At 68.5% G+C, this 18390-nt stretch carries 21 protein-coding genes; 11 read left to right on the forward strand and 10 right to left on the reverse strand.

Going from position 1 to position 18390, the window contains the following annotated elements; all coding sequences use genetic code 11:
- Positions 1-42 precede the first annotated feature (42 nt).
- Together D514_RS34880 and D514_RS34885 are read right to left on the reverse strand one after the other, a co-directional pair.
- Positions 43-384, reverse strand: coding sequence for an SHOCT domain-containing protein (locus D514_RS34880; protein ID WP_017831040.1), 342 nt, complete (start codon positions 382-384; stop codon positions 43-45).
- Between the two features lies 1 nt (position 385).
- Positions 386-820 carry a DUF6325 family protein gene (locus D514_RS34885; RefSeq protein ID WP_031206290.1) on the reverse strand — a complete coding sequence of 145 codons (435 nt, stop codon included), beginning with the start codon at positions 818-820 and terminating at the stop codon, positions 386-388.
- A gap of 214 nt (positions 821-1034) precedes the next feature.
- Here D514_RS34885 and D514_RS34890 point away from each other — a divergent pair, with 214 nt between their 5' ends.
- Positions 1035-1421: a PLDc N-terminal domain-containing protein gene (locus D514_RS34890; protein ID WP_017831042.1), complete on the forward strand. Its 387-nt coding sequence runs from the start codon at positions 1035-1037 to the stop codon at positions 1419-1421.
- Between the two features lie 51 nt (positions 1422-1472).
- On the opposite strand, the gene D514_RS34895 is transcribed toward D514_RS34890, so the two are convergent.
- The gene (locus tag D514_RS34895) at positions 1473-4019 is read right to left on the reverse strand and encodes a LuxR C-terminal-related transcriptional regulator (RefSeq protein WP_144053062.1); all 2547 of its coding nucleotides are present in this window, start codon (positions 4017-4019) and stop codon (positions 1473-1475) included.
- A gap of 97 nt (positions 4020-4116) precedes the next feature.
- Between D514_RS34895 and D514_RS34900 the strand changes: the two genes are divergently transcribed.
- From D514_RS34900 to D514_RS34915, 4 genes are all read left to right on the forward strand, one after another.
- Entirely contained in the window at positions 4117-4587 is a 471-nt protein-coding gene (locus D514_RS34900; protein ID WP_051056610.1) for a MarR family winged helix-turn-helix transcriptional regulator, read from the forward strand.
- Positions 4588-4613: 26 nt separating this feature from the next.
- Positions 4614-5036 (forward strand): organic hydroperoxide resistance protein, encoded by a 423-nt coding sequence (locus D514_RS34905; protein ID WP_017831045.1) that lies wholly within the window; start codon positions 4614-4616, stop codon positions 5034-5036.
- A gap of 26 nt (positions 5037-5062) precedes the next feature.
- The gene (locus tag D514_RS34910) at positions 5063-6040 is read left to right on the forward strand and encodes a zinc-binding dehydrogenase (protein ID WP_017831046.1); all 978 of its coding nucleotides are present in this window, start codon (positions 5063-5065) and stop codon (positions 6038-6040) included.
- Between the two features lie 139 nt (positions 6041-6179).
- Positions 6180-6581 carry a RidA family protein gene (locus D514_RS34915; RefSeq protein ID WP_017831047.1) on the forward strand — a complete coding sequence of 134 codons (402 nt, stop codon included), beginning with the start codon at positions 6180-6182 and terminating at the stop codon, positions 6579-6581.
- Between the two features lie 18 nt (positions 6582-6599).
- Here the strand turns inward: D514_RS34915 and D514_RS34920 are convergent, their stop codons facing one another.
- The 4 genes from D514_RS34920 to D514_RS34935 form a co-directional block, all read right to left on the reverse strand.
- Entirely contained in the window at positions 6600-6992 is a 393-nt protein-coding gene (locus tag D514_RS34920; protein ID WP_017831048.1) for a DUF1304 domain-containing protein, read from the reverse strand.
- A 73-nt stretch (positions 6993-7065) separates the two neighbouring features.
- On the reverse strand, positions 7066-7956 hold the full coding sequence (locus D514_RS34925) for a CPBP family intramembrane glutamic endopeptidase (RefSeq protein WP_017831049.1): 891 nt from the start codon (positions 7954-7956) through the stop codon (positions 7066-7068).
- A complete protein-coding gene (trmB, locus tag D514_RS34930) occupies positions 7953-8678 on the reverse strand; it encodes a tRNA (guanosine(46)-N7)-methyltransferase TrmB (RefSeq protein WP_031206294.1) in 726 nt (241 codons plus the stop codon). The genes D514_RS34925 and trmB overlap by 4 nt, the downstream gene beginning before the upstream one ends.
- Positions 8679-8734: 56 nt before the next feature.
- The gene (locus D514_RS34935) at positions 8735-9574 is read right to left on the reverse strand and encodes a DUF3097 domain-containing protein (protein WP_017831051.1); all 840 of its coding nucleotides are present in this window, start codon (positions 9572-9574) and stop codon (positions 8735-8737) included.
- A gap of 122 nt (positions 9575-9696) precedes the next feature.
- Between D514_RS34935 and D514_RS39425 the strand changes: the two genes are divergently transcribed.
- The 4 genes from D514_RS39425 to D514_RS34955 all read left to right on the forward strand — a co-directional run bounded on the left by D514_RS39425 (position 9697) and on the right by D514_RS34955 (position 13853).
- Positions 9697-11739: a TPM domain-containing protein gene (locus D514_RS39425; RefSeq protein ID WP_017831052.1), complete on the forward strand. Its 2043-nt coding sequence runs from the start codon at positions 9697-9699 to the stop codon at positions 11737-11739.
- A 58-nt stretch (positions 11740-11797) separates the two neighbouring features.
- Entirely contained in the window at positions 11798-12541 is a 744-nt protein-coding gene (locus D514_RS34945; protein WP_017831053.1) for a PspA/IM30 family protein, read from the forward strand.
- 65 nt (positions 12542-12606) lie between these two features.
- The gene (locus D514_RS34950; protein ID WP_017831054.1) at positions 12607-13410 is read left to right on the forward strand and encodes an arginase family protein; all 804 of its coding nucleotides are present in this window, start codon (positions 12607-12609) and stop codon (positions 13408-13410) included.
- Positions 13407-13853, forward strand: coding sequence for a hypothetical protein (locus D514_RS34955; RefSeq protein ID WP_017831055.1), 447 nt, complete (start codon positions 13407-13409; stop codon positions 13851-13853). Before D514_RS34950 ends, D514_RS34955 begins: the two co-directional genes overlap by 4 nt.
- Before the next feature lie 91 nt (positions 13854-13944).
- Here D514_RS34955 and D514_RS34960 read toward each other — a convergent pair whose 3' ends face one another.
- Genes D514_RS34960 through D514_RS34970 form a run of 3 tightly spaced genes read right to left on the reverse strand, consistent with a single transcriptional unit; the run spans position 13945 to position 15673 of the window.
- Positions 13945-14415 (reverse strand): SIP domain-containing protein, encoded by a 471-nt coding sequence (locus D514_RS34960; RefSeq protein ID WP_017831056.1) that lies wholly within the window; start codon positions 14413-14415, stop codon positions 13945-13947.
- A 44-nt stretch (positions 14416-14459) separates the two neighbouring features.
- The gene (locus D514_RS34965; RefSeq protein ID WP_017831057.1) at positions 14460-15200 is read right to left on the reverse strand and encodes a tyrosine-protein phosphatase; all 741 of its coding nucleotides are present in this window, start codon (positions 15198-15200) and stop codon (positions 14460-14462) included.
- On the reverse strand, positions 15197-15673 hold the full coding sequence (locus tag D514_RS34970; RefSeq protein WP_017831058.1) for a carboxymuconolactone decarboxylase family protein: 477 nt from the start codon (positions 15671-15673) through the stop codon (positions 15197-15199). Before D514_RS34970 ends, D514_RS34965 begins: the two co-directional genes overlap by 4 nt.
- Before the next feature lie 172 nt (positions 15674-15845).
- On the opposite strand from D514_RS34970, the gene D514_RS34975 reads away from it, so the two are divergent.
- Entirely contained in the window at positions 15846-16772 is a 927-nt protein-coding gene (locus D514_RS34975; protein ID WP_017831059.1) for an alpha/beta fold hydrolase, read from the forward strand.
- Positions 16773-16864: 92 nt separating this feature from the next.
- Positions 16865-18385: an ABC transporter substrate-binding protein gene (locus D514_RS34980; protein WP_017831060.1), complete on the forward strand. Its 1521-nt coding sequence runs from the start codon at positions 16865-16867 to the stop codon at positions 18383-18385.
- The last annotated feature ends 5 nt before the right edge of the window (positions 18386-18390 follow it).

The following is an 18390-nucleotide window of genomic DNA, read 5'->3' on the forward strand; positions in this document are numbered from 1 at the left end:
CCTCGTCTCGGCTGTCGTTCCGGCGGCGGGCTGCCGGTCTCGTCAGCTCAGGAGCTTCTGCTTCGCCGCCGCGAACTCCGCATCGGAGAGCACCCCGGAATCCTTGAGGGATGCGAGCTGCTGCAGCTTCGCGATCAGGTCGTCAGCGGCGGCGGGTGCCGCCGGAGGCGGAGACGAGTACTGAGCCGCTGCATCCTTGGCTGCGGCATCGATCTGCGCCTGCTGCTGCGCGGCCGCGTACTGCTGCTGCTCGTATTCACCCTGCGCACGCTCCTGCTGATGCCGCGACATCGCGCCGCCGACGGCTGAAGCCGTCCCTGCGACCACTGCGGTCCTGGCAGCGAGGCCGATCAGTCCGGGACGGCCGAATCTTCTCATGGGCATGTCATTCATCTTCCTGGTCGAGGATGTCCATCACCGCGTTCACGACGGCCGCCGGCACACGCTCGCTGCGCAGCACCTTTCCGCCCGCAGCGGCGAGCTTCTGCGCGAGGGTGCGGGCGAAGGCGAGCTCGAGCACGACCAGAGCGGCCGACTGCCCTGGGGCGATCGCGGCGGCGAGCGCTTCGACGTCCTCCTCACCGGCGAGACCCGCCGCGATCGGCTCGAAGCCGTCGAGATCGAGCTCTCCGTCCTCATCGTCGAGCTCGACGATGAGGACCTCTCCGGTCGCCGACTTCGCGAGCACGACGAAGTCGAGCAGTCGCACGACGCCGCTGTCCACGAGCTCCGTCAGTGCGCGGAATGTCGCCGGATCCGGGCGCTGACCCTCGAGCCCGACGAGGTAGACCTCGGCCGGGCCGAAACGGAAGTCATTCATGGGTCGTCCCTTCGCCTGGCGCACGTCGCCCGTGACTGGATCCATGCTCGCATCGGGGTCACGGGCGAGGAGTCCGGCCTCACCCCGGGAGGATGAGTGCTCCGTCGTCGGAAGCCCGTCTCGGGGTCGCCCGCTCGGGGTGAGGGACGCCCCCGCTCGTCTGCTCACGCTGCCACGATCGCCCTACGCAGTAACTCGACGAAAGAGGTGCGAAGTGTCCATTTGGGAAAGCTTCTGGGACATCATCTGGTGGTTCTTCTGGGTCTTCGTGTTCGTTTCCTACCTCATGGTGCTCTTCAACATCGTCGCCGACCTGTTCCGCGATCACACGCTCAACGGCGGGTGGAAGGCCGTGTGGATCATCTTCCTCATCTTCGTCCCGTTCCTCACGGCGCTCGTGTACCTGATCGCCCGCGGCAGAGGCATGGGCGAGCGCAGCGCGTCGGCGTACCGCGAGCAGCAGCATGCCGCCGACTCCTACATTCGCAGCGTCACCGGCTCCAGTCCGAGCGACGAGATCGACAAGGCCTCCAAACTGCTCGCTGCAGGGACCATCAACGCCGACGAGTTCGCCGCCATCAAGGCGCGTGCGCTGAGCTGACCGGCATCCGCGCCGGGCGGCGAGAGCGCCGCATCGGCGAGCTCGTCCCGATCAGACGGTGGTGCGCACGGCCTCGCGTCGCGACGACACCCCGAGTTTGCGGTAGATCGCGCGCTGGTGGGTCTTCACGGTGTTGATCGACACCGCCAGTTCGCGTGCGATCTCGTGCAGCGTGCGCGCGGTCTGCAGCTGCTGGAAGACATCGCGTTCACGCCCGGAGAGGGCATCCACCAGCGACCCGGCCGTGCCCTTCGCGAGACACCTGCCGATGAAGTCCTCGAACTGCGTACCGAAGTGCACATGCTCGCCGAGCAGCTTGCGCACGGCCGTCTCGCGCGGCCCGAAGAGAAGGCGGATGTTCTCCCCCGAGGCGACGGCTACCCCCGCCTCGCACAGCTCATGCGCCTGGTCATGGTGTCCGGCCTGACGTCGAAGCAGGGCTGCCGTGAGCAGAGTCGCCGATTTCACGTAGGACACCTCCGCGAACACGCGCGGCGCCCGCAGCATCTCCAGGGCGGTGGTGTAGTCACCGGCGCGGCGCAGCACGCCGGCGAGGGCCACGTTGACGACGGGAAGGTCCGGGCACTGGATGTACTTGCGCGCGATCCGCATCGCTCGATCCGTTCGGCCGACGGCTTCTTCGAGCAGGGCGACCGACGATTCGCGGAACGCCGGCCAGGAGACGCCGTGCACGACCTCCAGGGGAATCTCCTGGATGCCGATCGCCGCGCGACGGCAGGCGGTGACATCACCTGATTCCGCTGCCGCGTAGGCGATCATCATGCGCGCCACATTCGTGAACGAACGATCAGAGCCGCCGTTGGCGATCACGGTGCCGAACTCGCGGATCGCTTCGTCGAGCTCACCCGACCAGTACGAGACGTATCCCGCGGCCGCTGCCGCACTTCCCCCGGCATAGGTGCTCCAGGGAAGACCGACATCCTCCGCACCACGAACGGCGATGAGCGACCGGCGGGCGTCGATGAGATGACCGGCCCAGGTCTGCCCGAAGGCGAGGTGCCCCAGCGAACGCTTCGCCAGTTCTCGATCTCCCAGGTTCTGCGCCTCCCTGGCCGCCGCGGAGAAGTACTCGAGCGGGACCATAGGGTTGCCGCGGTGCCGGATCTCGGTCCACCCGAGGAGATAGTTCAGCGCGGCGCGGTCGCCGAGGCCCGTCGAGTCCGCATCGAGGAGCATCTGCTGCACCTTCGCACTCGCATCCGCGACCTCTGCACGCTCGTCGGCGATGAAGAGCCGGGCGATCTGCAGCACCGCGGGCTCCTCGCCGTCGCCCGATCGACCGATCATCGCCTCCGCGCGCCGGAACAGCTCACGGGCCACCCGATGATTGCCGAGCACGTCGCTCGCACACGCGCGCACCAGCAGCACCTGTGCGTCATCGGGCGTGCGTCGCAGCATCAGCATCGCTGTGCATTCGACCTCGTCCGCCCTCGCCCCCACCACCAGGCCGAGCCAATGGCGAAGGAGGGTCTCCCGTGCGGTGAGGAACTCGGACGCATGGAGGGAGTGCGTGATCGATGCTGTCGGATCCGTCGCCTGCAGCGCGGCGGCGGCGCGGCGGTGGCATCCAGCGGCGCGTTCGGCATCGATGTCCAGGATCTCGGCGCATCGCCTGGCGAAGGAGGCATGCCAGCGGTACACCACCCCGTAGGGGCCCTCGAAACGGTCGAGGAACAGTCCGAGTCGCACGCAGGTCTCGAGCAGGGCCGCCGCATCGGAGCGGCCGGTCACCGCGGCCGCAAGCGCAGGGGTCAGCTCGCTGCAGACGCTCCCCTCGAGGACGAAGTCGGCGACATCGGGAGGGAGCGTCGCGAGCACGTGCTCCCGCACGTAGTTGCCCAGGAAGCCGGCGGCGCTCTGTGCGCGCTGGTCGGGCCTCGCTCCGCCGATCATCATCAGTCTGACCGCGATCGGCCACCCCTGGGTCTCCTCGAAGATGGTCTGCGCCGAGAGGCCGTCCGTCTCCCCGTCGAGCAGCAGCCGCACCTCCGCATCCGTGAAGCTGAGCGTGTCCGCACCGACGAAGGAGTCCGGATGCGTCACGCGGTGCCGGGAGAGGGTCACCTCGAGCAATGTCGTCCCCACCAGCACGATCCGCAGGCTGTCCGGCGCCTGCTCGGCCAGCATCCCCAGAAGTCCCGCACGCCAGTCCTCCCCTGCACGCTGAGCATCGTCGACGATCAGGTGGACGCGCTGGTCCGCATCCTCCAGCGCTCTGCAGATCTCCTCGTACGCCCGGTGCGGGTCGTCCAGATCCCGGTCCAGGTCCAGGCGACGCCCCGAGCGCTCCGCACCCCGGAGCAGCGCGTTCACCACACCCTGGGTCAGCCGCGATGGGTCGGAGTCGAACGCGTTGAGCCCGAGCCACGCCACCTGTTCGAGCCCTGAGGCCCACTCGGCCACCGAGGTCGTCTTCCCGAATCCGCTGGGGGCGCTGACCACGGTCAGGGGGTCTCTGGCGACGGCCTCCGCGATCACCGCGCTCACCCGATCGCGACGAAGGGCACCCGGCTGGGGTGCCGGCGGCCGGAATCGCACCGTGGGTCCCGGCCTCGTCGAGCGTACGGGGTGCGACATGGCACCAAAGCTAGTGCTGTGCCGGATGCGCCTTCAAGGGCATCCTCGCGCGTTAAATCAAGTTGTGCACAATTGAATCGCATGCAATGCTTTACTCATGCCCATGACCGACGAGATGGTGTGCTTCTCCCTCTACTCCGCTGCGCGCGCCACCACGCAGGCGTACCGGGCCCTGCTCGCCCCCTGGGGGCTGACATATCCGCAGTACCTGGTCCTCGCCATCCTGTGGCACGAAGGCGATCAGACGATCGGCTCCCTCGGGGACGCCATGCAACTCGACTCCGGGACCCTCTCGCCGCTGGTGCGCCGCCTCGAGCAGGCGGGCCTGGTTGCGAAGACGCGCAGCGCTCAGGACGAGCGCGTCGTCACGGTGCAGCTCACCGCCGCAGGCCAGGCGCTCCGCGGGGACCTCGCGAAGATCCCGGCCCAGATCGCGCAGCTCTCCGGCATCCGCGACGACGCGCACCGCCGCCGGCTCATCGCAGAACTCCACGAACTCACCGCTCTGCTCCAGCGCGGTGTCTCGACACCGGCTACCGGCGCGACCGCGCTGCGCGCCGGCGAATGACCACCCTCCCGGAAGGAAACCCCTCAATGGAAGCCCTCTACACCGCAGAAGCCCTCGCCACCGGCGCCGGCCGCAACGGACACGTCGCCACGAACGACGGTCGCGTCGAGTTCGATCTCGCCATCCCCAAGGAGATGGGCGGCAGCGGCGACGGAGCCAACCCTGAACAGCTCTTCGCAGCCGGATACGCCGCATGCTTCCACTCCGCTCTGCAGTCCGTCGCGCGGGCGCAGAAGATCAAGATCGATCACAGCTCGGTCGGCGCGCGCGTGCAGATCGGGTCGAACGGCGCCGGCGGCTTCGGCCTCGCGGTCGAACTCGAGGTGGTCATCCCCGAGCTCGCGCACGACCAGGCCCAGGCACTCGCCGACGCCGCACATCAGGTCTGCCCCTACTCGAACGCGACGCGCGGCAACATCGACGTCACGATCACCGTATCGGACGACTGATCAGCGGAAGGAAAGGAAACCACATCATGCGTGCACTCATCCATTCCCGGTTCGGCGAAGCCGAAGACGTCCTCGCGGTCGAGGAGCGTCCCGTTCCGGAGCCCGCAGCAGGGCAGGTCCGCCTGCGCATCGTCCTCTCCCCCATCCACAACCACGACCTGTGGACCGTGCGCGGCACCTACGGGTTCAAGCCCGAACTGCCTGCGGCCTCGGGCACCGAGGCCCTCGGTATCGTCGACGCTCTCGGTGAGGGCGTCGAGCACCTCGTGGTCGGACAGCGCGTCGCGACCGGCGGCACGTTCGGGGCCTGGGCCGAGTACATCGTGGCCAACGCCGCCGGACTCATCCCCGTGCCCGATTCCCTCTCCGATGAGAGCGCGGCCCAGCTCGTCTCGATGCCGTTCAGCACGATCAGCCTGTTGCAGTTCCTCGACGTCAACGAGGGCGACTGGATCGTGCAGAACGCGGCGAACGGCGCTGTCGGACGCATGCTCGCGCAGCTCGGCGCCGCGCGCGGCGTGCACGTGCTCGGGCTCGTGCGTCGCGCGGAGGGTGTCGAAGAGCTGCGCGCCCAGGGCATCGACAACGTCATCTCCACCGATCAGGACGACTGGCGCGAGCAGGCTGCGCGCCTGACCGGCGGCGCGCCGATCCTCGCCGGTGTCGATTCCGTGGGCGGCTCGGCCTCCGGCGACGTGCTCTCGCTCCTCAGCGAAGGCGGCACGCTCGTCGCGTTCGGGGCGATGAACTCCCCCGTCATGGAGATCGCCTCCTCCGATGTGATCTTCAAGCAGGCCATCGTCAAGGGCTTCTGGGGCAGCAAGGTCATCCAGCAGCTCGATGCCGCCACGCGCGGGGCCCTGTTCGGCGAGCTCATCCAGCGCGTCACCGACGGGACACTGACCCTCCCGGTCGCCGGCGTGTTCGACGCCGCCGAAATCGCCGATGCCGTGCGTCTCAGCATGACGCCTGGCCGCGTGGGCAAGGTGCTGCTGAAGTTCTGATCGCTCTGCTGTCCGGAAAGGGTCGTCCGCATGCGGGCGGCCCTTTCGCGTACCCGCCCTGCGGCGGCTGCGCTCAGTTGAGCTCGTCCGCCTCCGCGATGGTGTTGCGGATGTCCGTGGTGCCGCGCACACTCTCGGCATGGACATCGCACTCATGCAACCGCAGGGGCTGGTCGTCAGCCCCGCTTTCAGCCACGTCGCCGTCGTGCCACCTGGCGCCACGACCATCTACGTCGGAGGGCAGAACGGCATCGATGACACCGGCGCCCTCGTCTCGGACGACGCGGCGGAGCAGTCACTCCGCGCGGTCGAGAACGCCCGCATCGCACTCGAAGCCGTGGGCGCGGGACTCGACGATGTGATCAGCTGGACGGTGCTGATCCATCAGGATGCCGATCTGCGCGCCGCGTACGGCGCCGTCGCATCCACGCTCGCCCGCGACGACGCTCCACCGCTGGTGACGGCCGCCCTCGTCGCCGGACTCGGCGTGCCCGGCGCACTGATCGAGGTGAGCGCGGTCGCCGCGGTGGTCCGCCGCTGATGGCGAACCCGGCAGGGTTCACCCGATGGCGACGGCGATGGCCGTGGCGATGATCGCGAGCAGCGGGAGGGTTCCCTGCATCGCGGCGGCGCGGACCTTGGTGGAATCCGACAGGACGAGCACCAGAGCAGCGGCGACCATCATGCCGGTGCCGGCGAACACGAGGGTCAGACCCACGGTCGCGAAGCCGACGATCGTCAGACCGATTCCGAGCAGCGCGGTCAGCGCGAGAAACAGGTTGTAGAAGCCCTGGTTGAACGCGAGCCCCTTCATCGTCACGGCATCCGCCTCGCTGGCGACGCCGAAGATCTTCCTCGTCTCGGGCTCGGTCCACTTCAGCGACTCGAGCGCGAAGATGAACACGTGGAAAGCGGCGGCAGCCGCGGCGAGGACCAGACCGACGATGAGCATACGGCGATTGTCCCGCGCCGGGGCGCCGCACACCAAACGCCCCCGGACACTCGGCGCGTCTGGATGTGCCGCTCTAGACCAGGAAGATCGGCAGCAGTCCCGGGTTGTGCGCGTGCACCAGGACGGCGAACACCACGGCGTCGAAGAGCAGGTGCACCGTCACGACGTAGGCGAGCGAGTGCGTCCGGAGGAAGATGTAACCCTGCAGGAGGGCGAACGGAATGGTCAGCAGCGGTCCCCACTCGCGGTAGCCCAGTTCCCACAGGAACGAGACGAAGACGATCGCCTGCAGCAGGTTCGCGACGAGATCCGGGAAGTGGCGCCGCAGCAGAGCGAACACCGTGCAGATGAAGAACAGCTCGTCCCAGATGCCGACAGCGCCCACGCCGACGAAGAGTCTCGCGATGAGATCGGGCGTGTCGACCACCGGCCAGTTCTGGTACACGCCGCTGGTGATGAAGTAGAAGGGCAGGATCAGCCAGCCGAGCACCAGCACCGCCACGAGCCAGCCCCACTGCAGCCCGCCCCAGCGCTTATGGGTCCGCCAGGGGAAGCTGATCGCGCGGTCGCGATAGACGAACCGCGAGATCAGGTACGGCACCGCGACCGCCCCGCCGAGTGCGAGGGTGAAGCGCAGCATCGCGAGATTGTCGAGCTCTGCGGCCAACGGGATGATGCTCACGATCAGAAGGCCGATCGCGATCAGGGAGAGATCCCTGGTGAGAGACGGGGGCCGGTGCAGGCCGATCGCCCTCGCGCTCTCCCGGCGCGACCCCACGCTCACGACCTGGTCCTCGGGGTGCCGACCCCGCTCGATCAGACCGGCCACGGCGATGCCAGCCGCGAGCAGCGTCCAGCCGAGCCAGGGGATCTCGAGCACGAAGAACGCCGGAGCCGCGGCGCACACGAGCAGCGCCGGCACGAAGCTCCACCGCTGCCTCGTGTCGCGCCGCACATCGGTCATGTGCGCGTCCTGCGCCGATAGACGAGGTCGCGGATGTCCCGCCCCTTAGCGATGCCCTTGCGCTCGAACGCCGTCATCACCCGTCCGTCGAAGCGATCTGCCCATTCTCCGTCGAACGCGCGCTCGAATGACGGCTCGGCATCGAGCACGTCGCGCATCTGCAGCGCATAGTCCTCCCAGTCCGTCGCGAGTCGCAGCAGTCCGCCGTCACGCAGTGCCCTCGCGGCGGCGTCGCCGAATCCGGGCCGCACCAGACGGCGCTTGGTGTGCTTCTTCTTGTGCCACGGGTCGGGGAAGAAGATCCACACCTCACGCGCGGCCGCCTCTGGCAGGAACGAGGAGAGCACCTCGGGTGCGTTGGCCTCGACCACGCGCAGGTTCCGGGCGCCCTCGCGATCGGCATCGAGCATGGTCCGAGCGAGTCCGGCGCGGAACACCTCGACAGCGAGGAAGTCGTCATCCGGGCGCGACGAGGCCGCCGCCACGATCGCATGCCCCTGTCCCGAGCCGATCTCGACGTAGAGATCCGCCGAGCGTCCGTACTCGGTCGCGGGGTCCAAGCGCGCCTCGGGGTGCACTGAGGTCCAGGCGACATCGCGCGGCACATCGAGCAGATAGTGCGGGCCGAGCTCGGTGAAGGCGCGCTCCTGCGCGTCGGACATCCGGCCGCTGCGGCGCACGAACGAGACTGGCTCGTCTCGGAAGGTACGGGGTTCGGGCATGTTTCCAGGGTAGCCGCCGGCGTCGTGGCCTCCGGTGCCGCGGCGACCGCGGCGGCTCAGACCGCCGGAGCCGTGACGAAGTCGATGAGCTCCTCCACACGGCCCAGCAGCGCCGGTTCCAGGTCTCTATACGTCGTGACCTTGGAGAGGATGTGCTGCCAGGCGCGGGCGATGTCGGCCTGCGTCTCGTGAGGCCAGCCGAACGCGCGGCAGATACCGACCTTCCACTCGATGCCGCGCGGGATCTCCGGCCACTTCGCGATGCCGAGAGCCCGCGGCGTCACGCACTGCCAGACGTCGACGAAAGGATGCCCGACGATGCGGAGATGGCGTCCGTGCGGGCCGCGCGCGACGGCGTCCGCGATCCTCGACTCCTTCGAGCCCGCGACGAGGTGATCGACGAGGACGCCGTAGCGTCGCGTCGCACTGGGCGGCTCGGCGGCCAGCAGATCGTCCAGCAGATCCACGCCCTGGAGGAACTCCACGACCACTCCCTCGACCCGCAGGTCGGCGCCCCACACCTTCTCGACGAGTTCGGCATCGTGCTTGCCCTCGACGAGGATCCGACTGGGCAGGGCCACGCGGGCGCGCTGGTCGGCGACGACGAAGGAACCGGAGGCCGTCCGGCGAGGTCCCTGCTCCTTCGCTGCGGGGACGACCAGCCGGACAGGTGCGCCGTCGATGAGGAACCCCCCGCCGAGGGGGAACAGGCGCCGGCGCCCGAGGCGGTCCTCCAACTCGACGTTGCCGCCCTGCACTCGGGTGACCGCACCGCAGAAGCCGTCGTCGGCGACCTCGACCACGAGATCCGCCTCCGCCGCGACCTGTGGCACCTGCTTCGCGCCGCGGTCGCGCCAGCCCGTCGCCAGCACATCCGAACCGTACATGTCGTCCATGCCTCCCAGCGTATGTGTCTGCGCTTAGGGCGAACGGCGAACCCGCCGTGAGTGCTGTCGCGTGTCGGACGGAGTGCATAGACTCAAGGCATGGGGCTCGGCTGCCGGTCGGAGGGAACACGATGACGAAACGGTGGCTCGCGCTGGCCGCACTCACCCTCGCTGCGGTCGCCGGGGCGTTCACCGCCTCCGCGGCATCCGCCACCGATCCGGTCACGCTCGACGCCGGCTACGTCACCGACCAGGCCGGAGTGCTGAGCGCCGACGAAGAAGCCACCGTCGAGGCCAGGCTCCAGGAGCTGACCGACAACTCGAACGCCGATCTGTTCGTCGTCCTCGTCGACGACTTCACCAATCCCACCGACAACGTGCAGTGGGCCGACACGGTCGCGCAGAACAACAACCTCGGCACGGAGCAGTATCTCCTCGCGATCGCCGTCGACGGCCGCAGCTACTACATCTCCGCTGCACCCGACGGTCCGGTGAGCTTCGGCCAGCTCGACAGCATCGAAGACAAGATGGTCCCCTTCGCCGCAGACGGCGACTGGGTCGGCGCGATCACCCTCGCCGCCGACGAGATCCAGGGAGACGGGGGCGCCGGCGCGCTGCGGATCGGACTGATCGTGGTCGCCGTCATCGCGGTGGCACTGCTTCTCTGGCTCGTGATCGCGCTGGTGCGTCGCGCACGCCGCAGGGCCGAGATCCGCGAACGCGGAGCCATGCCGGAGACGCCCGACCCCGCCGATCCCTTCTCCACCCTCACCGACCAGCAGGTCGAGACGCAGGCCGGACTCGCGCTCGTGCAGGCCGACGACGCCATCACCTCCAGCAGAGAGGAACTCGGCTTCGCCGTCGCGCAGTTCGGTGAAGGAGCGACCGAGGAGTTCACGCGCGTCGTCGACGCCGCGAAGGCGAAGATCTCCGAGGCCTTCGACCTCAAGCAGAAGCTCGACGACGAGATCGAGGACACGATCCACGAGCGCAGGGCCTGGCACATCCGCATCATCCGGATCGCCGACGAGATCGATGACATCCTCGACGACAACACGGCGGCCTTCGACGCCCTCCGCAAGCTGGAGCAGAACGCCCCGCAGGAGCTCGAGCGGGTCCGCGGTGAGCGCGCGGCCCTCGACCCCGTCCTCGCTTCGGCATCCCCGGCTCTCGCCGCACTGTCGACGACCTACGCACCGGCGGCGCTCGCGATGATCGCAGACAACCCCGCCCAGGCCCGCGAACGCGCCGATCTCGCGGATCGGTCGATCGAGGCGGCGGCGCAGGCGATCGCGGCCGGGCGCTCGGGCGAGGCGGCCTTCGCCATCCGCACGGCCGAGCAATCCGTCGCGCAGGCCGCGCAGCTCGCACAGGCTGTCTCGACGCTGGGGGCCGAGCTCTCCACGATCGAGGCGCAGTCCCAGGCGCTCGTCGCCGAGCTCCAGGCAGACCTCGCCGCAGCGCAGCAGCTTCCCGACCCCACGGGCACGATCGCCGCAGCGGCCTCCGCGACCGCGCAGCAGCTTCAGGTGGCGCAGACCGAGCTCGCCGGTTCCGCGCGCAATCCGCAGCGTGTGCTCGAGGCGCTCAGCGCGGCCAACGCACAGATCGACGCGGCGATCGCGCAGGGTCGGGAGAGCGTCGAACGCGCCCGCCGTGTGCAGCAGATGCTGGAGCACACCCTCGCGCAGGCGACCTCCGAGATCCGTGCTGCTCGCGAGTTCATCGAGACCCGTCGTGGGACCGTGGGCTCCACCGCACGCACGCGTCTCGCCAACGCGGAGGCGAGTCTGACGCAGGCGCTGAGTCTGCGAGCCACCGATCCGGACGCCGCGCTGGCGGAAGCGAATCGTGCGCTCGCTCTGGCGGGGCAGGCGACGTCCGCGGCGCAGTCCGACGTGCAGTCCTACACCCCTCCCGGCTTCGACCAGGGCGGCTTCGGCGGCCCCTTCGGCGGTTCCGGATCGTCGTCGGGCGGTTCGGGGATCGGCGGCGACATCCTCGGCGGCATCATCGGCGGCCTGCTCGCGGGTGGAGGCGGAGGCTCCTCTCGTCGAGGAAGCAGCAGCGGCTGGCGCTCCTCGGGAGGGGGAGGCTTCCGCAGCTCCGGTTTCGGAGGCGGAGGCTCGCGAAGCAGCGGCCGCAGCGGCCGATCGGGAGGTAGACGCTTCTGATCCCCTACACAGACACTTACGACAAGCTCTCGAAGACGCCCTCTGAAAGGAACCACGCATGACCAAGCAGTCCATCTTCGGACGTATCTCGACCCTCGTCCGCGCGAACATCAACTCCCTGCTGGACTCTGCGGAAGACCCGCAGAAGATGATCGACCAGCTCGTTCGCGACTACACGAACAGCATCGCCGACGCCGAGTCCGCGATCGCGGAGACCATCGGCAACCTGCGCCTGCTCGAGCGCGACCACGAGGAAGACGTCCAGGCTTCGACCGAGTGGGGCAACAAGGCCCTCGCCGCCAGCCGCAAGGCCGATGAGATGCGTGCGAGCGGCAACACCGCCGACGCCGACAAGTTCGACAACCTGGCCAAGATCGCTCTCCAGCGTCAGATCAGCGCCGAGCGCGAGGCCACGGGCGCCGAGCCGCAGATCGCGGCCCAGACCGAGATCGTCGACAAGCTCAAGAGCGGCCTGAACGGCATGAAGGACAAGCTGGTCGAGCTCAAGAACAAGCGCAGCGAACTCCTCGCCCGTGCCAAGGTCGCCGAGGCGCAGACCAAGGTGCAGGACGCGGTCGGCTCGATCAACGTGCTCGACCCCACCAGCGAGCTGGGCCGTTTCGAGGACAAGGTCCGCCGCCAGGAGGCCATCGCACAGGGCAAGATCGAGCTCGCAGCGTCGAGCCTCGACGCACAGTTCGAGAGCCTGGAAGACCTCGGCGAGCTGACCGAGGTCGAGGCGCGCCTCGCCGAGCTCAAGGCCGGCGGCAGCGCTCCCCGCCAGGCCATCGAAGGCAACTGACACGACCGGCGGATGCCCCGAGCTGCGTGCCCGGGGCATCCGCCCACTCTTCTTCGGAGGCACCCATGGTGCGATTCCTCGTCATCCCGCAGTGGCAGGGCTCGCCCGCACCGCGCGCGATGCTGCTCACAGACGGCGCCTCGGCGATCTCCGGTGATCTCCCCCGGGCTGCCACCACCGTGCTCGATGTGCCGGTCGAGGCCGGCGAATCCCTGGGCACCGGGGTCCGCCGTCTGAGCGCTCTGCTCCGCACCCGAGAACTCGTCCACGGGCACATCGACTCCGGCACCGTCGTGATCGGTGGTGATTGCAGCGTCACCGTCGCCGCCCTCGATGCACTGCCCGGGGGCACCGATGACCTTGCTGTGGTGTGGTGCGATGCGCACGCCGACATGCACACCCCCGAGACCTCGCCGTCGGGTGCGTTCTCGGGCATGGCGCTGCGAGCTCTGCTCGGCGAGGGAGAGGAGCAGCTCGTGCTCACCCCCGCGATCCCTGCGAGCCGCGTGGTCACGGTCGGGATCCGCAATCTCGATGACGAGGAGGTCGATCAGATCGCCCCTCTCACCAACCTCTCGGTCGACGACCTCGCGCGCCCGGAGGCGCTGCTCGATGCAGTTCGTGCGACCGGGGCCTCACGTGTGTGGGTGCACATCGACGTCGATGTGCTGGACCCCTCCGACTTCGCCGGCGTCTCCTCCTCGGTGCCCTTCGGGCTCTCCCCCGCAGCGCTCAGCACCGCCATCCGCGCCCTGCGCACCGAGGTGCCGCTCGCCGGTGCGACCATCGCCGGGTTCGCACCCCGGTCTCCTGCCGATGCCGTCGACGACCTCGGTGCGCTGCTGCGGCTGGTCGGAGCGGTGGCGTGAGCGCCGGGGCCGACTGGCGAACGCGAGCCGATGAGATCCTCGCTCGTGGACGACGATTCGACCGTCGCATCCCGTCGTTCCTGCTGCGCTCTCCGGTGAGCCGGCTCGGCTACCTCTGGGGCACGGCCGTCGGCTGGGTGTGGGGATCCCTGTGGAGCACCGGCCCTGTCGAGCGGCGTGCCGGACTGTGGATCTTCCAGGGCATGCCGAGCTGGACCTTCAATCGAGGAGGAGTGTGCGTCGGCGGCTGCTTCCTGACCGGTGACAGCCGTCCCAGCGAAGCGGTGCTCCGGCACGAGGCTGTGCACAAGGAGCAGTGGCTCCGCTACGGCTTCCTGATGCCCGTCCTCTACCTGTTCGCCGGCCGAGACCCGCTGCGCAACCGCTTCGAGATCGAAGCGGGGCTGGAGGACGGCAACTACGTGCGACGCACGCGCCGATAGATCGCGGCCATCCGCGAGACGCACCGCTGCTCACAGCACCGCGCTCAGGAGGACCATCGCTGCGCGCGAACGCGGATCGGCAGAGGCCGTGTCAGTATTCGACGGGCAGCAGGCCGAAGCGCTCGGGGGCATGGATGAGCGCCGGCGAGATCTCCAACGAGGTCGTCAGGTGCTCGACGATGTCCGCCGTGCCCAGGTAGCCGCCCAGCAGGGTGACGTGGGTCTCGATCTCGTCGTCGCACATCATCTCGTCGGCCCACGCACAGGTCGCGCGCGCCAGGGCCTGGCCCGGTGCGCATGCACGACCGCTTCCGGGGGCGCCCGATCGCTGCTCTCGCGCCAGCCATGTCACCGTCATGCGGCCAGGCGCCTCGATGAAGCCGATGTCGGCGACCTCGGGCACCTCGATGAAGATGCGGCCGGACGCGCACAGCGGCAACGTCGTCAGGAACACCTCGAGCTCGGTCAGCGAGCGCTCGTCGGCCGTCACCAGGTGGTGGGAACGCCGACGGGCTGCGCGACGTTCGGCGCGCGTGCCGCGAGTCTCGAGCGAGGTGTTCATGGTGTCTTCATCGTACACCAAGTGAAGGCTTGCCTAACCTTGCATCAGCTGGGCAACGGCGAGGTCGACGACTCCGACGCGTCCTCGACAAGTGCCGCCGAGAGCGCAGCCAGCTCTGCCTCCGTCATCCCCTGCGCGCGCAGGTACCCGGCGGCAGACCCCCACCGTTCGTCCACCTGCTCCAGCAGGCGTCGCATCACGGGCGCCGGAGACTGGGTGGCGAGCGCCACTGCGTGCACGGCTTCCGGGTGCTGGGTGCGAAGGTAGTCGGCGATCCGCTGCGAACGCTGAGCCGGGAGCTGAGACTCCGTGAGCGCATAGTCGGCGATCACGGCCTCCCGATCGGCGCCGACGGCGGAGAGGGCGAGGGCGACCGTGACCCCCGTGCGGTCCTTGCCGACCGTGCAGTGCACCAGCGTGCGCTCCCCCGCGGCGATGATGCGGATGGCGTCCGCGAGCCGTTCCCCGCTCTCTTCGAGCAGATGCAGATACAGATCGTCGAGGCTGGTGTCGGCTTCGAAGAAGGATCGCACCGACCCCAGGAACAGCGGCAGGTGCGTGGTGTCCGGCCCCTCGATCTCCGAGGGCTCCGCTGCGACCTCTTCGCCGTCACGCAGATCCACGATGTGCTGGACACGGGCCCGCAGTGCGGCGGCACCCGAGGTCGTCGCCCCGGAGAGCTGTCCTGCTCGCAGCAGGGCGCCGGAGCGGATGCGCCCACCGTTCGCCGGCATGCCCCCGACGTCCCTGACGTTGAAGACCCCTTCGATCTCGAGGATGGTCATGCCTGGGCCTGCGGGGCCCGAACGGGAACCGGGTATCGTCCGGCGATCACGATGCGGTTGAACGCATTGATGGATACGCATGCCCAGCTGAGCGCCGCATACTCCTTCTCGGTGAACACGCTTCCGACCTGGTCGTACACCTCATCGGAGATCCCGTCCTCGGCGATGAACGTGAAGGCTTCGGCGAGCTCGAGCGCAGCGCGCTCGCGTTCGCTGAACACGCCGCTCTCGCGCCAGGTGGGAATCTGCGTGAGGGTGTCGATGTCGACTCCGGCCGCCACCGCCCTGTCGACATGGATCCGCGCACAATAGGCGCAGCCGTTGAGCTGCGAGCAGTGGATCATGACAAGCTCTTTGAGGCGCTCATCGATGCCGTTGGCCGCGCAGATCTGCCCCACGGTCTTCGAGAATGCGTCAAGCGCCTGGTACGCGGCCGGCTCGGTCTTGGACAGGTGCACACGCGTCTCGCTCATGACTCCATGATATTCGGCGCCTCTCAGCGGACCCTGATCGGAGCCATCTGTCGCCGAAATGCACCATGACAAGTCTAATGAGCCAACGTCGAACATATTGCGAGACTGAAGGCGGCACTCCCTTGTCATATTGATCCGGCATTTCCGGCATCTTGGACTGAGGGAGCAGAATGTGGAGGTGGCGATCGACAACAGCGAGTTCAGCTATCTTCCCGCACAGGCCGAAGCGCTCGGCGTCCCCCTTCCCCCGGTGGAACGTCTCACCCTTCCGCTCGCCGACGGACGCACCCTGAGTGCCCTCCGCTTCGGAAGCGAAGCCCCGCGCGTGACGCTGCTGCACGGCGCGGGCCTGAACGCGCACACCTGGGACACCACAGCGCTCGCGCTGCAACAGCCCCTCCTCGCGATCGATCTCGCCGGGCACGGCGACTCCTCCTGGCGAGACGACGTCGACTACACGCCGCGCACCCTCGCGCGCGACGTCGCTGCCGCGGTCGAGGCCTGGACCACGCAGCCCCAGCTGGTGGTCGGGCAATCGCTCGGAGGCCTCACGGGCGCCGCTCTCGCCGCCTCGCGGCCCGATCTGGTGTCCGAAGTCATCGTCATCGACATCACGCCCGGCATCGACGTGACAGCCGGCCCTGCGGCGTTGCGCGAGTTCTACGCCGGCCCGACCGACTTCGCTTCACGGGACGAACTCGTCGACAAGGCGATCTCGCTCGGCTTCGGCGGGACCCGTCCCGAGACGGAACGCGGCGTCTTCCTGAACACGCGCGTGCGCGCGGACGGACGTGTGGAGTGGAAGCACCACTTCGCCCATCTCGCCGCCCAGGCACTGGCGGCTCACGATCCCGGATCGGCGACGGCGCCGTCGGTGCTCCACGAGACGGGCTGGGACGACCTCGCAGCGGTCACCGCGCCGATCACACTGGTGCGCGCGGCGCGCGGTTTCGTCAGCGAAGCAGATGCCGCGGACTTTCAGCGACGCGTCCCCACGGCCCATCTTGTCGTCCTCGATGCGACCCACAACGTGCAGGAGACGGCTCCGGTCGCTCTGGCGGGGCTCATCGAATCAGCGACCCCCGCCCGCAGAATATGACGTTCCGTTCCATACCCGACCCTCACCACGCCACACATCTCTAGGCTCGATCCCACGGCACACAGCAGCTGCCGCACCGAGAGGAAACGCCCATGTTCCGACGTACCCGACGTCTCGCGCTGATATCCGCGCTCGCGGCCACCGCTGTGATCCTGAGCGCATGCTCCGGCACTCCCGACCCCGAGCCCAGCAGCGCGCCCGGAACACCCGATCCGAACGCGACGCTGCACGTCGGTCTCGTCCTCGAACCGACCAACCTCGACATCCGTCACACCAGCGGCGCCGCCCTCGAGCAGATCCTGATCGACAACATCTACGAAGGCCTCGTGACCCGCACGCAGGACAACGAGATCGAAGGTCGGCTCGCCTCGGACTACGAGGTCTCCTCCGATGGCCTCACCTACACGTTCACGCTGAACGAGGGAGTCCTGTTCCATGACGGAACGCCTCTCACCTCGGCCGACGTCGTCTCCTCTTACGAGACCGTCCGCACCGATGCCACCGTGCAGGGCAACGCGGACTTCGCCGCTGTCACGGCGATCACCGCACCCGATCTGACGACGGTCGAGATCACGCTGTCCGAGCCGAACCAGAACTTCCTGTTCGCTCTCACCGGGCCCGCAGGTCTCGTCTTCAAGTCCGGGGACACGACCGAGCTGAAGACCGCGGAGAACGGCACCGGACCCTTCACGCTGACGCGCTGGAACAAGGGCAGCACCATCACCTTCGCGCGCAACGACGCCTACTGGGGGGATCCTGCCGGGGTCGCCCAGGTCGAGTTCCAGTACATCCCCGACTTCACCGCCGGCGTCAACGCGGCGCTGGCCGGCGACGTCGATGTGCTCACCGCCGTCGACCCGAACCTTGCGCCTCAGCTCGAGGACTCCGGCGACTTCGCTCTCACGACGGGACGCACGACCGACAAGGCGACACTCGCCTTCAACAACAAGAAGACACCGCTCGACGACGTTCGCGTGCGTGAAGCGCTGCGCCTCGCCATCGACCACGACGCCCTCATCGAGGCGGTCGGCGCGGGAACTCCCCTGTACGGTCCGATCCCCGAGCTCGACCCCGGCTATGAAGATCTGTCGGATGTCGTCTCCTATGACCCGGAGAAGGCCAAGGCGCTGCTCGCCGAGGCCGGTCAGAAGGACCTGGAGCTGACGCTCACGATCCCCTCGTTCTACGGGACCACCGTTCCCAAGGTCCTGATCTCCGACTTCAAGAAGGTCGGTGTGACCCTCGAGGTGAACGCGGTCGAGTTCCCGACCTGGCTGGAAGACGTCTACACCAACCAGGACTACGACCTGAGCTTCGTGCTGCATGTCGAGCCCCGCGACTTCGGCAACTTCGCCAACCCCGACTACTACTTCGGGTACGACAACGCCGAAGTGCAGAGCCTGTACGCGAAGGCGCTGGCCGAGGTCGACCCCGACAAGTCCGCCGAGCTGCTCGCGCAGGCCGCGCGCATCGTGTCGGAGGACCACGCCGCCGACTGGCTCTACAACGGCGAGACCATCACGGCGGTGAGCCCGATCGTGACCGGATTCCCCGAAGACTCCATCAACTCGCGCATCAACCTCGCCGGCGTCACCGTCTCCGCCGAGAAGTAGCGAGC

This window comes from Microbacterium sp. UCD-TDU (assembly GCF_000340625.1).
In the GTDB taxonomy this organism is placed as follows: domain Bacteria; phylum Actinomycetota; class Actinomycetes; order Actinomycetales; family Microbacteriaceae; genus Microbacterium; species Microbacterium maritypicum.